8 protein-coding genes are annotated in these 14,180 nt (G+C 63.1%); 2 read left to right on the top strand and 6 right to left on the bottom strand.

All coding sequences use genetic code 11. The features are described 5' to 3' along the window. The first annotated feature begins 11 nt into the window (after window positions 1–11). Window positions 12–1,259, top strand: a complete 1,248-nt coding sequence (locus tag RBB31_RS19065) for a glycosyltransferase (protein ID WP_306130841.1) — start codon at window positions 12–14, stop codon at window positions 1,257–1,259. Between the two features lie 17 nt (window positions 1,260–1,276). Here RBB31_RS19065 and RBB31_RS19060 read toward each other — a convergent pair whose 3' ends face one another. Continuing rightward, window positions 1,277–1,765 (bottom strand): DUF3576 domain-containing protein, encoded by a 489-nt coding sequence (locus RBB31_RS19060; protein ID WP_306130840.1) that lies wholly within the window; start codon window positions 1,763–1,765, stop codon window positions 1,277–1,279. A 174-nt stretch (window positions 1,766–1,939) separates the two neighbouring features. Between RBB31_RS19060 and RBB31_RS19055 the strand changes: the two genes are divergently transcribed. Next, a complete protein-coding gene (locus RBB31_RS19055) occupies window positions 1,940–2,593 on the top strand; it encodes a YggS family pyridoxal phosphate-dependent enzyme (RefSeq protein WP_306130839.1) in 654 nt (217 codons plus the stop codon). A 216-nt stretch (window positions 2,594–2,809) separates the two neighbouring features. On the opposite strand, the gene RBB31_RS19050 is transcribed toward RBB31_RS19055, so the two are convergent. From RBB31_RS19050 to rplL, 5 genes are all read right to left on the bottom strand, one after another. Next, complete coding sequence (locus RBB31_RS19050) at window positions 2,810–3,307, bottom strand: L,D-transpeptidase (RefSeq protein WP_306130838.1); 498 nt, start codon at window positions 3,305–3,307, stop codon at window positions 2,810–2,812. Continuing rightward, complete coding sequence (locus RBB31_RS19045; RefSeq protein WP_306130837.1) at window positions 3,304–4,737, bottom strand: amidase; 1,434 nt, start codon at window positions 4,735–4,737, stop codon at window positions 3,304–3,306. Before RBB31_RS19045 ends, RBB31_RS19050 begins: the two co-directional genes overlap by 4 nt. Before the next feature lie 126 nt (window positions 4,738–4,863). Then, on the bottom strand, window positions 4,864–9,105 hold the full coding sequence (gene rpoC, locus RBB31_RS19040; protein WP_306130836.1) for a DNA-directed RNA polymerase subunit beta': 4,242 nt from the start codon (window positions 9,103–9,105) through the stop codon (window positions 4,864–4,866). A gap of 92 nt (window positions 9,106–9,197) precedes the next feature. Further along, window positions 9,198–13,364, bottom strand: coding sequence for a DNA-directed RNA polymerase subunit beta (rpoB, locus tag RBB31_RS19035; protein ID WP_306130835.1), 4,167 nt, complete (start codon window positions 13,362–13,364; stop codon window positions 9,198–9,200). A 366-nt stretch (window positions 13,365–13,730) separates the two neighbouring features. Beyond that, window positions 13,731–14,114 (bottom strand): 50S ribosomal protein L7/L12, encoded by a 384-nt coding sequence (gene rplL / locus RBB31_RS19030; RefSeq protein WP_222452564.1) that lies wholly within the window; start codon window positions 14,112–14,114, stop codon window positions 13,731–13,733. Window positions 14,115–14,180 lie beyond the last annotated feature (66 nt).

Genomic DNA, 14,180 nt, shown 5'->3' with positions numbered 1-14,180 from the left:
CAGGCATTTTCATGAAAATCCTCTTCATCCATCAGAACTTTCCCGGCCAGTACAAGCATTTGGCACCCCTGCTGGCCTCGCGCGGGCATCACTGCGTGGCCCTGACGCTCAAGGTCGACAAGCCGACCACCTGGAACGGGGTGCAGGTCGTGCCCTACAGCCTGCCCAAGCGCGCGAGACAGAACCTGCATCCCTGGCTGGTCGATCTCGACACCAAGGTCACCCGCGGCGACGCGTGCTACCGCGCCGCCCGCGCGCTCAGGGAGCAGGGGTATGTCCCCGATCTCATCCTCGCGCATCACGGTTGGGGCGAATCGATGTTCCTGCGCGATGTCTGGCCCGAGGCACGGCTTGCCATCTACTGCGAGCTCTACCACCTGACCGATGACCAGCACCTCGACTTCGACCCCGAATTCGCCAAGTCGGACCGTGGGCTTCAGGCGCTGCGCATCCGGATGAAGAACATCAACAATCACCTGCATTTTCCCGTTGCCGACGCCGGGATAAGCCCCACGCGGTTCCAGGCCGATACCTTCCCCGCCGAGTTCCGCGGCAAGATCACCGTCTCGCATGACGGAATCGACACGCTCTCCGCCTGTCCAAAGCCCGATGTCCGGCTGACGATCGAAGGCCAGGTCGACGTCACCCGGGACGACGAGGTCATCACCTTCGTCAACCGGAACCTAGAACCCTATCGCGGCTACCACATCTTCATGCGCGCCCTGCCGCGCCTCCTGCGCGAACGGCCCAACGCGAAGGTGCTGATCGTCGGCGGCGACGAGGTCAGCTATGGCGCCGCCCCGCCAAAGGGGCAGACCTGGAAACAGATTTTCCTCGACGAGGTGCGCGACCAGATCTCCGACGCCGACATGGCCCGTGTCCACTTCCTTGGCCGCATTCCCTACGACCAGTTCCTGCGCTTGCTGCAGGTCAGCCGCGTGCATGTCTACCTTACCTATCCCTTCGTACTCAGCTGGTCGCTGATGGAGGCGATGTCCTGCGGCGCGGCGATCGTCGCCAGCGACACCACGCCCGTGCGCGAGGTGATTCGCCACGACGAGACCGGCCGCCTGGTCGATTTCTTCGACGGCGAAGCATTGGTCGACGAAGTTTGCGCGCTGCTCGAAGACGAAGCGGCGCGGCGCAGGCTCGGTGCGGCCGCGCGGGATCTGATGCGCGACAAGTACGATCTGCGCACGATCTGCCTGCCGCGCCAGGTTGAATGGATATCGGACATAATGGAAGGCGCGCCGGTCTAGGACGCGCCCGTCAGGGGTCAGAAGCGGCCGGCCTGCGTACGCAGTTGCCGGGCGCGACTCAGGATCGCATCCTCGATGGCGCGTTGCGTGCCCGCGGCAACCGGGCCGCTCTGCGATTGCAGCGCCACGTTCAGCGCCCGCGCATCCAGCGCCGGATCGCTGATCAGCACGGTCGCGCGATAGGCCCGCCCGCCGCCCGGCGGCCGACCATACCCGGTCGAGATCACGCCGGTGAACGGATCCGCGCTCTGCACGGGAAGAAAATCCAGGACCTCCAGCGAGGCGGTCCACAAAAACCGGTTCACCCGGATACCACCCGTGCCATCGTTCTTGAAGGCGTCGAACAGGCTGGTGCCCCCTGTCGCGGCCGTCGGTGTCTGGTTCGGGCCGCCTTCGACCTTGTACGCGTCAGGGTCCAGCTTGGCATTCCTGAACGCGCTGCACGAAGCCAGCAGGCCCACGCTCGCCAACAGCACCACGGCGCTTTTCAAAGGGGATTTGAACATTCCACCACCCGTTCCAGTTTTCCCTTCATTATCCAACCATACCAACGTCGGCAAGGTTGTTATCCGGTCCCCGTGTCCGAATGGATCGCGACTGTGGTTCCCGGGCGCCGGGATTTGCGCAATCGTCCGTCCTGTGGCACTAAGCCGACAGTCGAAATCGCCCGGATTCCCACGATGAGCCTGCACGATATCCAAGCCCGCATCGCAGCCGCCGAACAGGACGCCGGCCGCGACCCCGGCTCGGTCGAACTGATCGCCGTTTCCAAGGTGCAGCCCGACGACCGGGTCACCGCCGTGCTGGACGAAGGCCACCGCGTCTTCGGCGAGAACCGCGTGCAGGAAGCGGCCGGTAAATGGCCCGGTTTCCGGGAGCGCTACGATGACGTCGTCCTGCACCTCATTGGCCCGCTCCAGACCAACAAGGCGCGTCAGGCGTTCGACTTGTTCGACTCGATCCATTCCGTCGACCGGCCCAAGCTGGCCAGGACCATCGCGCGGCTGGCCCAGGAAGAGGGGCGCTGCCCCGGCCTCTTCATCCAGGTCAACACCGGCGAAGAGGACCAGAAGGCCGGTATCCTCCCCAACGAGGCCGACGCCTTCATCGCCGAGTGCCGCACCCTCGACCTTGAGATCGAGGGGCTGATGTGCATTCCACCCATCGACGAGGAGCCCAGCCTGCATTTCGCCCTGCTGGCGAAGATCGCCGAACGCAACGGCCTGTCCGGCCTCTCCATGGGCATGAGCGGCGATTTCGAACGCGCCATCGCCCTGGGCGCCACCCATATCCGCGTCGGCAGCGCCATCTTCGGGGAACGCGAGCACGACTGAACGCTCGGAGAACTCCCGAGCTGGCCTGGCCCGCCGCGATCCGCGCTGGTTTCAAAGACAGGCGCCAAGGCCCTTCGCAACCATCCAGGGTGAGGCCGGGTCAAAAGTCTTTCGAAGACTTTTGACAATTTCCTTTCCAAGGAAATTTCCGCGCCAACGGCACCGACGCTCTGCCACCCGGATACCGACGCGATACCGACACGCGATTTGCCGCGCTCACCCCGGCACGATCAACCGTGTCCCCAGAGTGATCTTCCCGGCGATCCAGCGCAGATGATCCGGCCTGAAGGCCACGCAACCTGCCGTAGGATACCCCGGCCGACGCCAGCGGTGCAGGAAGATGCACGATCCCCTGCCCCGCTCCGCCCTCGGCCAGTTCCAGTCGGTGATCAGGATCAGGTCATAAAGCGGATCACCCCGCCGCAAGACCTCGTGCGAATGCGCATAAGGCTTTGAAACCATGAGGTTGTAATCCCTGTGCGCAGGGTCGTCCGACCACAGATCGCCCGGCCGTATCGGCACCGCCCAGTCCGCCGGCCTTGCCATTCGGTCAGGTCGATACATCATCCCGACGATCCGGTGCGTCCCCACCGGCGTTGCGCCATCCCCCTCGCGCTTGTCACGGGTCCTGCCGCCGCGGCCGATCGTGCAGGGAAACAGCCGGCCCATGAATCGCACTCCAATGCGCGTCAGAACCATGTCCTGCGGCGTCATGCTGCAAGCCCCCCGGGCAAGCCTGAACTTGGAAGAAACATCTCAGGCGATTGATTTTCATACAGAAAAGCCGCCTCGAAAACCCGCGCATCGTCGAATGTCGGCCCGACGATCTGCATCCCCGTCGGCACCCCGTGCCGGTCCCGTCCCGTGGGCACCGACATCACCGGGCAGTTGTGCAGCATGTTGAACTGATGCGTCAGGACCCAGCCATACTCCGGATCCACTTCCTGCCCCGCGACGGTGAACCCCGGACCGATCGGATCATGGTCGGCCCGAACGCACCCCACGGAAAGCGTTGGACACATGAATATATCCGCATCCTCCAGGATCGCGCCGATCCGCTGGTACATGTCGTGCTGCACCTCCCAGGATCGCGCCACGTCATCGGGCCCCAACCGTGCCGCCGCCTCTGCCGTGGCGATGGCGTAATCCGTCATCCGCCCCCCGTACTCCTCCAGCGCCCAAAGCGGCGCGCGACCGAAATGCATCGCCAGGTACCATTGCATCGCCGCCTCGTCGACGCGCGCATCCCACCCCACGTCCACCGGGACCACCTCGCATCCGGAATCGTGAAAAACCTCTAGCGCGGCCAAGGTATTACGCTGCACGTCGTCGTCGATCGGGACATATCCGAGGTCCATCGAGAACGCTATTTTCAAGGGCCGTCCGCCCCCTTCCAGCGGCAGCACCACGCGATCCCTCAGGCTGTCATGATCGCGCGGATGGGGGCCTGAAACGATATTCTGCCCCAGCGCGCAATCCGCCACGCTGCGGCTCAGGAAACCGCAGTGGTTGTAGCGGTCGAAATTGGCCGGCGGCCCGTCGGGGTTGCGCCCGTGCGGCGGCTTGTAGCCTACCAGCCCGCAGGCGCTGGCCGGGATCCGGATCGACCCGCCGATATCGGTGCCCGTGGCCAGCGGCACCATCCCCGCCGCCAGCGCAGCCGCCGACCCGCCCGACGAGCCGCCAGGACTGTAATCGAGGTTGAAGGGGTTGCGCGTCACGCCGAACCGCTCGGACCGGCAGACGCCCGACAGGCAGAACTCCGGCGTAGTGGTGCGGGCCGGGATGATCGCCCCCGCCGCCAACAGGCGTTCGATCATCGGATCCGACTGCGTTTCCACCTCGCGCCCCATCGACCAAGACCCTTGCGTGGTGCGTTGCCCTTCGACCCGCTGAGCATCCTTGACCGCGACCGGCAGCCCTTCCAGAGCGCGCGCCGTGCCGTTTTCATAAGCGGTTTCGGCCCCGCGCGCCGCGTCCAGCGCGTTGTCGAAAAAGGCTTCGGTATAGGCATTCAGGTCCGGGTTCACCGCCTCGGTCCGGGCAATCAGTGCCTCCAGATATGCAACAGGCGACAGGTCGCGCGACTTGAACCGGGCCAGGACATCCGTCGCGGAAAGATAGCAAAAATCATTATCGGTCATGGCGACTCCCATGCGGTCACCATGTCGAAAACCGATGATGGTTGAAAGCCCGACCAAGCAAACGACATGCCCGAAACGAAAAAGGCCCCGCCAGTGACGGGGCCTCTCTCAATTCTAATGCGCGGATCAGTCCTCGCGGCTTTCCGGCGTCTCGACCAGCGTGTCGAACTCGTCGCCACCGACCACGTCGTCGACCGGGGCGGCCAGGGCGGCGGCCGCTTCGGCCTCCTCGCGGCGGGCCTCGATCACCACGTTGTCACGCTGCTGCGCGATCTGGCGCATGTTCAGCGTGGCGCCACCGGTGCCGGCCGGGATCAGGCGACCCACGATCACGTTCTCCTTCAGGCCCACGAGCTTGTCGCGCTTTCCCTGAACCGAGGCTTCGGTCAGAACCCGCGTCGTCTCCTGGAACGAGGCCGCCGAGATGAAGCTGCGGGTTTGCAGCGACGCCTTGGTGATCCCCAGAAGGATCGGCTCGCCCTGCGCCGGGCGCTTGCCACGGGCAATCGCCTTCTCGTTGGCCGCGTCGAACTCTGCCTTATCGACATGCTCGCCCTTCAGCAGCGTGGTTTCACCGGAATCCTGGATCTCCCACTTCTGCAGCATCTGGCGCACGACAACCTCGATGTGCTTGTCGTTGATCTTCACGCCCTGCAGTCGATAGACGTCCTGGACCTCGTCGATCATGTAATCGGCAAGCGCCTCGACACCCATGATCGACAGGATGTCATGCGGCGCCGGGTTGCCGTCCATGATGTAGTCACCCTTCTGGACGTAGTCACCTTCCTGAACCGGAATGTGCTTGCCCTTGGGCACCATGTACTCGACCGGCTCCAGCGACTCGTCGGCAGGCTCGATGCTGATGCGACGTTTGTTCTTGTAGTCGCGACCATAGCGGACGTAGCCATCGATCTCGGCGATGATGGCGTGATCCTTGGGACGACGCGCCTCGAAGAGTTCGGCCACACGCGGCAGACCGCCGGTGATGTCCTTGGTCTTGGCGCCTTCACGCGGAATACGCGCAACCACGTCACCCGCATGCACTTCCTGCCCTTCCTCGATGGACAGGATCGCGTCCACCGACATCGGATAGGTCACCGGGTTGCCCGCATCGTTGCGGACCGGCTCGCCATCCTTGTCGGCGATCAGGATCTCGGGCTTCAACTCGTTGCCCTTGGGCGCGGCGCGCCAGTCGGACACGATCTTCTGCGTCATGCCGGTGGCATCGTCGGTCACGTCACGCACCGATACACCCACGGTCAGGTCGACGAACTTCGCCGTACCGCCCTTCTCGGCCAGGATCGGCAGGGTATAGGGATCCCACTCGAACAGCTTGTCGCCACGTGCGACTGTGTCGCCTTCCTTGACGAAAAGCTTGGTACCGTAGCCCACCTTGTGGCTGGCCAGTTCGACGTCCTTCTCGCCCTTGATCAACACTTTCATGTTGCGGCCCATGACCAGTGTCTCGCCGCTGGAGTTCTCCAGTGTCTGGGCGTTCTCGAACGCGATCTTGCCCGACTGGCTGGCCTCCAGGAACGATTGCTGGCCACCCTGCGCCACGCCGCCGATGTGGAAGGTCCGCATCGTCAGCTGGGTGCCGGGTTCACCGATCGACTGCGCCGCGATGATGCCCACGGCCTCGCCGGTGTTCACCATCGTGCCGCGTGCAAGGTCACGGCCATAGCACATCGCACATACACCATCCTCGGCCTCGCAGGTCAGCGGGCTGCGGATGCGTGCGGTCTGCACGGCGGCCTGGTCGATCGCGTCCGACAGACGCTCATCGATCAGTTGGCCTTCCGCCACGATCACCTCGCCCGAGACCGGGTTCACGATGTCCTCGGCCGCGACACGGCCCAGTACACGTTCCGCCAGCGACGCCACGACCTCGCCGTCATTGACGGCCGGTTCCGCGGTGATCGCACGGTCGGTGCCGCAATCATGCTCGCGCACGATGCAGTCCTGCGCAACGTCCACCAGGCGACGGGTCAGGTAGCCCGAGTTCGCCGTCTTCAACGCGGTGTCCGACAGACCCTTCCGGGCGCCGTGGGTCGAGTTGAAGTATTCGAGAACGGTCAGACCTTCCTTGAAGTTCGAGATGATCGGCGTCTCGATGATGTCGCCGTTCGGCTTGGCCATCAGGCCGCGCATACCGCCCAGCTGTTTCATCTGCGTGACCGAGCCACGCGCACCCGAGTGCGCCATCATGTAGACGCTGTTGGGTTCCGCGACCGCACCGTTCTCGTCCTTCACCTCGGCCGAGATGGAGCCCATCATCGCCTCGGTGACCTGGTCGTTACATTTCGACCAGGCGTCGACCACCTTGTTGTACTTCTCGCCCTGCGTGATCAGGCCGTCCATGTACTGCTGTTCAAAGCCCTTCACCTGTTCACGGGTCTCTTCGACGATGCCCCATTTGTCCTCGGGGATCACCATGTCGTCCTTGCCGAACGAGATGCCGGCGCGGAACGCTTCCTTGAAGCCCATGCTCATGATCTGGTCGCAGAAGATGACCGATTCCTTCTGACCGCAATAACGATAGACGGTGTCGATGACCTGCTGCACCTCTTTCTTGCGCAGCAGCTTGTTGACCAGTTCGAACGGCGCCTTGGCGTTCATCGGCAGCAAGGCCCCGATACGCACCCGGCCCGGCGTGGTCTCGAAGCGCTGGATCACCTCCTGCCCGGTCTCGTCGATCTGCGGCAGGCGTGCGGTGATCTTGGCGTGCAGGTGCACCTCGCCGGAATCCAACGCGTGCTGCACCTCGTCGATCGAGGCAAAGCTCATGCCTTCGCCCTTCATGCCTTCGCGCATGATCGAGGTATAGTAGAGACCCAGAACCATGTCTTGGCTCGGTACGATGATCGGCGCGCCGTTGGCAGGCGACAGAACGTTGTTCGTCGACATCATCAGAACACGCGCTTCCAGCTGCGCCTCGAGGCTCAGCGGAACGTGCACGGCCATCTGGTCACCGTCGAAGTCGGCGTTGAAAGCCGAGCAGACCAGCGGGTGAAGCTGGATCGCCTTGCCTTCGATCAGCGTGGGTTCGAACGCCTGGATGCCCAGCCGGTGCAGCGTCGGCGCACGGTTCAGCAGGACCGGGTGCTCGCGGATCACCTCGTCGAGGATGTCCCAGACCTCCGGCCGCTCTTTCTCGACCAGCTTCTTCGCCTGCTTCACGGTGCTGGAAAGGCCCTTGGCCTCCAGCCGCGAATAGATGAACGGCTTGAAGAGCTCGAGCGCCATCTTCTTGGGCAGGCCGCACTGGTGCAGCTTCAGTTCCGGCCCGGTCACGATGACCGACCGGCCCGAGAAGTCGACCCGCTTGCCCAGAAGGTTCTGGCGGAAGCGGCCCTGCTTGCCTTTCAGCATGTCCGACAGCGATTTCAGCGGACGCTTGTTGGCGCCGGTGATGACGCGGCCACGACGGCCGTTGTCAAAGAGGGCGTCGACCGATTCCTGCAACATCCGCTTTTCGTTACGCACGATGATGTCGGGCGCGCGCAGCTCGATCAGCCGCTTCAAGCGGTTGTTCCGGTTGATCACACGACGGTAAAGGTCGTTGAGGTCGGACGTCGCGAACCGGCCACCGTCCAGCGGCACCAGCGGGCGCAGTTCCGGCGGAATGACCGGGATCACCGTCATCACCATCCATTCCGGACGGTTGCCGGATTCGATGAACGACTCGACAACTTTCAGACGCTTGATGATCTTCTTCGGCTTCAGCTCGCCAGTGGCCTCGGCCAGGTCGGCGCGCAGGTTCTCGGCCTCGGATTCAAGGTCGATGTTCGCCAGCATGTCGCGGATCGCCTCGGCGCCGATATTGGCGGTAAAGGCATCCATGCCATACGCGTCCTGCGCATCCATGAATTCCTCTTCCGTCAGCATCTGGCCATAGGTCAGGTCCGTCAGGCCCGGCTCGATCACCACGTAGTTCTCGAAGTAAAGCACGCGTTCCAGATCGCGCAGCGTCATGTCCAGCATCAGGCCGATGCGGCTGGGCAGCGATTTCAGGAACCAGATATGCGCGCAAGGCGCGGCCAGTTCGATATGACCCATCCGCTCGCGGCGGACCTTTTGGAGGGTGACTTCCACACCGCATTTCTCGCAGACGACGCCGCGATATTTCATGCGCTTGTACTTGCCGCATAGGCACTCGTAGTCCTTGATCGGGCCGAAGATACGCGCACAGAAAAGACCGTCACGCTCGGGCTTGAACGTCCGGTAGTTGATGGTTTCCGGCTTTTTGATCTCGCCGTAAGACCAAGACAGGATGCGTTCCGGGCTGGCGAGCGACACCTTGATTTCGTCGAACACCTTCGCCGGTGCGGCGGGGTTGAACGGGTTGTTTGTCAGTTCTTGGTTCATTTCGAATTCCTAAAAAAGAGGAGCGTAGGAGGGGGCGGCGCGTGGGTTCCAGCCACCCTACGATTGGCCCGTAGGGTGGGTGAGAACCCACGTTATTCCGCCGCGATGTCGGAAGACGGGTCTTCCTCGTCATCCTCCGCGTCCAACAGCTCCATATTCAGGCCCAGGCCACGGACTTCCTTCACGAGAACGTTGAAGCTCTCGGGCACACCGGCCTCGAAGTTGTCCTCACCCTTGACGATCGACTCGTAGACCTTGGTCCGGCCTGCCACGTCGTCCGACTTGACGGTCAGCATCTCCTGCAGGGTGTAGGCCGCCCCGTACGCTTCCAGCGCCCAGACCTCCATCTCCCCGAAGCGCTGGCCACCGAACTGCGCCTTGCCGCCCAGCGGTTGCTGGGTCACCAGGCTGTACGGCCCGGTCGAGCGCGCGTGGATCTTGTCGTCCACAAGGTGGTGCAGCTTCAGCAGGTACTTCACGCCGACGGTCACGGGGCGTGCAAATTGCTCGCCCGTGCGCCCGTCGAACAGCACCGACTGGCCGCTTTCGTCGAACCCGGCCCGCTTCAGCGCGTCGTTCACGTCAGGCTCCTTCGCGCCGTCGAAGACCGGCGTCGCGATCGGAACACCGCGCGTCACGTTGCCCGCCGCCTCGATCAGCGCCGCCTCGTCCATGTTGGCGATGCCCTCGTCATAGACATCGTCGCCATAGGCGTGGTGCATCGCCTCGCGCACAGGCGTCAGGTCGCCGGTGCGGCGATAGTCCTGAAGCGCCTCGTCGATCTTGATGCCAAGGCCGCGCGCGGCCCAGCCCATGTGGGTTTCCAGGATCTGTCCCACGTTCATACGGGACGGAACCCCCAACGGGTTGAGGCAGAAGTCGACCGGCGTGCCGTCCGACAGGAACGGCATGTCTTCCATCGGTACGACCTTGGAGATCACGCCCTTGTTGCCGTGACGCCCGGCCATCTTGTCGCCCGGTTGAAGCTTGCGCTTCACGGCGATGAAGACCTTGACCATCTTCATCACGCCCGGCGGCAGGTCGTCGCCCCGGCGCACCTTCTCGACCTTGTCCTCGAACCGCGCGTCAAGCGTGCGCTTTTGCGCCTCGTACTGGTCATTCAACGCCTCGACGATCTGCGCATCTTTCTCGTCCTTCAGAGCCAGCTGCCACCACTGGCCACGGCTCAGCGTGTCCAGCAGTTCCTCTGTGATTTCCGAGTTCGCCTTGACGCCTTTGGGGCCTTTCACGGCGGTCTTGCCAAGGATCAGCGATTTCAGACGGGCATAGATGTTGCGATCTAGGATCGCGAGCTCGTCATCGCGGTCGCGGGCAAGGCGCTCGACCTCTTCACGCTCGATCTGAAGCGCACGCTCGTCCTTCTCCACGCCGTGACGGTTGAACACGCGAACTTCCACGACAGTGCCGTAGTCGCCCGGTTTCACCCGCAGCGAGGTGTCGCGCACGTCCGATGCCTTCTCACCGAAGATGGCACGCAGAAGCTTTTCTTCCGGCGTCATCGGGCTTTCACCCTTCGGCGTGATCTTACCCACAAGGATATCGCCCGGCTCCACGTCGGCGCCGATATAGACGATGCCCGCCTCGTCGAGGTTGCGCAGGGCTTCCTCGCCGACGTTGGGGATGTCGCGGGTGATCTCTTCCGGCCCCAGCTTGGTGTCGCGGGCCGCCACCTCGAATTCCTCGATATGGATCGAGGTGAACACGTCGTCCCGTGCGATCCGTTCGGAGATCAGGATCGAGTCCTCGAAGTTGTAGCCGTTCCACGGCATGAACGCGACCAGCACGTTCTTGCCCAGCGCCAGTTCGCCCAGGTCGGTCGACGGTCCGTCGGCGATCACCTCACCTTTCTGCACGGTGTCGCCCACCTTCACCAGCGGCTGCTGGTTGATACAGGTGTTCTGGTTCGAGCGCTGGAACTTGCGCATCCGGTAGATGTCCACGCCCGGGTCGCCGATTTCCAGGTCCTCGGTCGCCCGGATCACGATCCGGCTCGCATCCACCTGGTCGATGACACCGGCCCGGCGCGCCAGAACCGACGCACCCGAATCGCGGGCCACGACGCCCTCGATGCCCGTACCCACCAGCGGCGCCTCGGAGCGCAGCGTCGGAACCGCCTGCCGTTGCATGTTCGAGCCCATCAGGGCGCGGTTGGCGTCGTCGTTTTCCAGGAACGGAATCAACGAGGCCGCAACCGACACCAGCTGTTTCGGGCTGACGTCGATCAGGTCCACATGCTCGACCGGGGCCAGCATGTATTCGCCGGATTGCCGGGTATTGACCATCTCGTTGACGAATTTGCCGCTTTCATCCAGCGACGCGTTGGCCTGCGCCACGGTGTGCCGCATTTCCTCGGTCGCCGACATGTAGGTCACGTCGTCGGTCACCTGCCCGTTCGCCACCTTGCGATAGGGCGTTTCGATGAAGCCATACTTATTGACCCGCGCGAACGTGGCAAGGCTGTTGATCAGACCGATGTTCGGGCCTTCCGGCGTCTCGATCGGGCACATCCGGCCATAGTGCGTGGGGTGCACGTCGCGCACCTCGAAGCCCGCACGCTCCCGCGTCAGGCCGCCCGGTCCAAGCGCCGACAGGCGGCGTTTGTGCGTCACTTCCGACAGCGGGTTGGTCTGGTCCATGAACTGGCTCAGCTGGCTTGAGCCGAAGAACTCGCGCACGGCGGCCGCGGCCGGTTTCGCGTTGATCAGGTCCTGCGGCATCACCGTGTCGATCTCGACCGACGACATCCGCTCCTTGATCGCGCGCTCCATCCGCAGAAGGCCGACGCGGTACTGGTTTTCCATCAGCTCACCGACCGAGCGCACCCGGCGGTTGCCGAGGTGGTCGATATCGTCGATGTCGCCCTTGCCGTCGCGCAGTTCCACCAGCGCCTTGACACAGGCAACGATGTCCGACCGGTCCAGCGTGCGCTGCGTGTCGGGCTTGTCGAGGTTCAGGCGCATATTCATCTTTACCCGGCCCACGGCGCTCAGGTCATAGCGCTCGGAGTCGAAGAACAGCGTATCGAAGAGGGCACTTGCGGCTTCCTCGGTGGGCGGCTCGCCCGGGCGCATGACGCGGTAGATGTCCATGAGCGCGGTTTCGCGGTTCATGTTCTTGTCATTCGCCATGGTGTTGCGCATGTACGGGCCGACATTGATGTTGTCGATATCCAGCACCGGAATATCGGTGATGCCCGCCTCGATCAGCTCCTGAACGGTGCCGCCGATGATCTCGCCGTCCTTGTCGCGCTCGATCGTCAGCTCGTCGCCGGCCTCGACATAGATCGCGCCGGTTTCCTCGTTGATGATGTCACGCGCCACGTATTTGCCCGCGATCTGCTCGTAAGGCACCAGCAGCTCTTTGACTTCGCCGTCGTCAATCAGCTTCTTGACGGCGCGCGGCGTGACCTTCTTGCCCGCTTCGGCAATCACCTCGCCCGACTTGGCGTCGACAAGATCATAGGTCGGGCGCGTGCCGCGCACGCGCTCGGGGAAGAACTTGGTGGCCCAGCCCTTTTTCTTCTTCAGCTTGTAGTCGACCGTATCGTAATAGGCCGTCATGATGTCTTCCTGGTCCAGCCCCAGCGCATAGAGCAGGGTGGTCACAGGCAGCTTGCGGCGGCGGTCGATCCGGGCGAACACGATGTCCTTGGCGTCGAACTCGAAGTCCAGCCAGCTGCCGCGATAGGGAATGATGCGGCAGGCGAACAGCAGTTTGCCGGACGAATGCGTCTTGCCCTTGTCGTGGTCGAAGAACACGCCCGGCGAACGGTGCATCTGGCTGACGATCACCCGCTCGGTGCCGTTCACCACGAAGGTGCCGTTGGGCGTCATCAGGGGCATGTCGCCCATGAACACGTCCTGTTCCTTGATGTCCTTCACGGACTTCGCGCCGGTGTCTTCATCCACATCGAACACGATCAGACGCAGCGTCACCTTCAGCGGTGCGCTGTAGGTCATGTCGCGCTGCATGCACTCCTCGACGTCGTATTTCGGCTTTTCCAGCTCGTAATCGACGAATTCGAGCACCGCGGTCTCGTTGAAATCCTTGATCGGGAACACCGACTGGAAGACACCCTTGATGCCCTCGCCGTCCATGGGCTCGGGCTGGTCGCCGGATTTCAGGAAAAGATCATACGAGGATTTCTGCACCTCGATGAGGTTCGGCATCTCCAGAACTTCGCGGATTTTGCCGTAATATTTACGAAGACGTTTCTGGCCAAGAAAGCTTTGCGCCATGTGACAAGTCACCTTTCATTTCTCACCGGTCCTGCACGCTGTCGGGCCACAGCGGCAGAGCCACCCGAGAGAGGCGGGAACGATCCATTCTTGGTCCCAATCCCACAAGGGACCACCCGATCGTTGAACCTCGCCTGAGAGAACCCCTTGTCCCGGACTTGATCCGGGACCTTCCGGACTTGATCCGGGACCTCCCGGATTACCGCGACCGGCCGCAAGGGCCTCTCTGAGACAGGTTCGGCTGGACCGGGATTTTGCCCGGTCCAGCCTGATTTCATACGATCCCGCCCCGGATTTGATCCGGGACATCGTCACGCCGGCAGGAGATCCCGGATCAGGTCCGGGATGATCCCGCCGATGCCGGGATCACTTGAGTTCGACTTCGGCGCCAGCTGCTTCCAGCTTGCCCTTGATCTCGTCGGCTTCGTCCTTGGAGACCTGCTCCTTGACGGCCTTGCCACCGGCTTCGACCAGGTCCTTGGCTTCTTTCAGGCCCAGGCCGGTGATCGCGCGGACTTCCTTGATCACGTTGATCTTGGAAGCACCGGCCGACTTCAGGATGACGTCGAATTCGGTTTGCTCTTCGCCGCCGCCTGCGGCATCGTCGCCGCCTGCCGGGCCCGCCATCATGACCGCGCCGCCGGCTGCGGGCTCGATGCCGTACTCGTCTTTCAGGATGGTTTTCAGTTCTTGTGCTTCGAGAAGCGTCAGACCAACGATCTCTTCAGCAAGTTTTTTCAGATCAGCCATTTTTCAGCTCTTTCCGTTCTAAGATGTGTTCCAACGTCGGTATTGCAACCCGTACGCAGGACTTGC

The sequence above is a fragment of the Roseovarius sp. MMSF_3350 genome (assembly GCF_030733425.1).
GTDB lineage: Bacteria > Pseudomonadota > Alphaproteobacteria > Rhodobacterales > Rhodobacteraceae > Roseovarius.
This window is presented reverse-complemented; position numbering and strand designations above follow the sequence as displayed.

Coding starts and splice junctions, on each gene's coding strand:
- RBB31_RS19055 (WP_306130839.1), top strand. CDS start 1,940: ATGAGCCTGCACGATATCCAAGCCCGCATCGCAGCCGCCGAACAGGAC.
- RBB31_RS19050 (WP_306130838.1), bottom strand. CDS start 3,307: ATGACGCCGCAGGACATGGTTCTGACGCGCATTGGAGTGCGATTCATG.
- rplL (WP_222452564.1), bottom strand. CDS start 14,114: ATGGCTGATCTGAAAAAACTTGCTGAAGAGATCGTTGGTCTGACGCTT.
- RBB31_RS19060 (WP_306130840.1), bottom strand. CDS start 1,765: ATGTTCAAATCCCCTTTGAAAAGCGCCGTGGTGCTGTTGGCGAGCGTG.
- RBB31_RS19065 (WP_306130841.1), top strand. CDS start 12: ATGAAAATCCTCTTCATCCATCAGAACTTTCCCGGCCAGTACAAGCAT.
- RBB31_RS19045 (WP_306130837.1), bottom strand. CDS start 4,737: ATGACCGATAATGATTTTTGCTATCTTTCCGCGACGGATGTCCTGGCC.
- rpoC (WP_306130836.1), bottom strand. CDS start 9,105: ATGAACCAAGAACTGACAAACAACCCGTTCAACCCCGCCGCACCGGCG.
- rpoB (WP_306130835.1), bottom strand. CDS start 13,364: ATGGCGCAAAGCTTTCTTGGCCAGAAACGTCTTCGTAAATATTACGGC.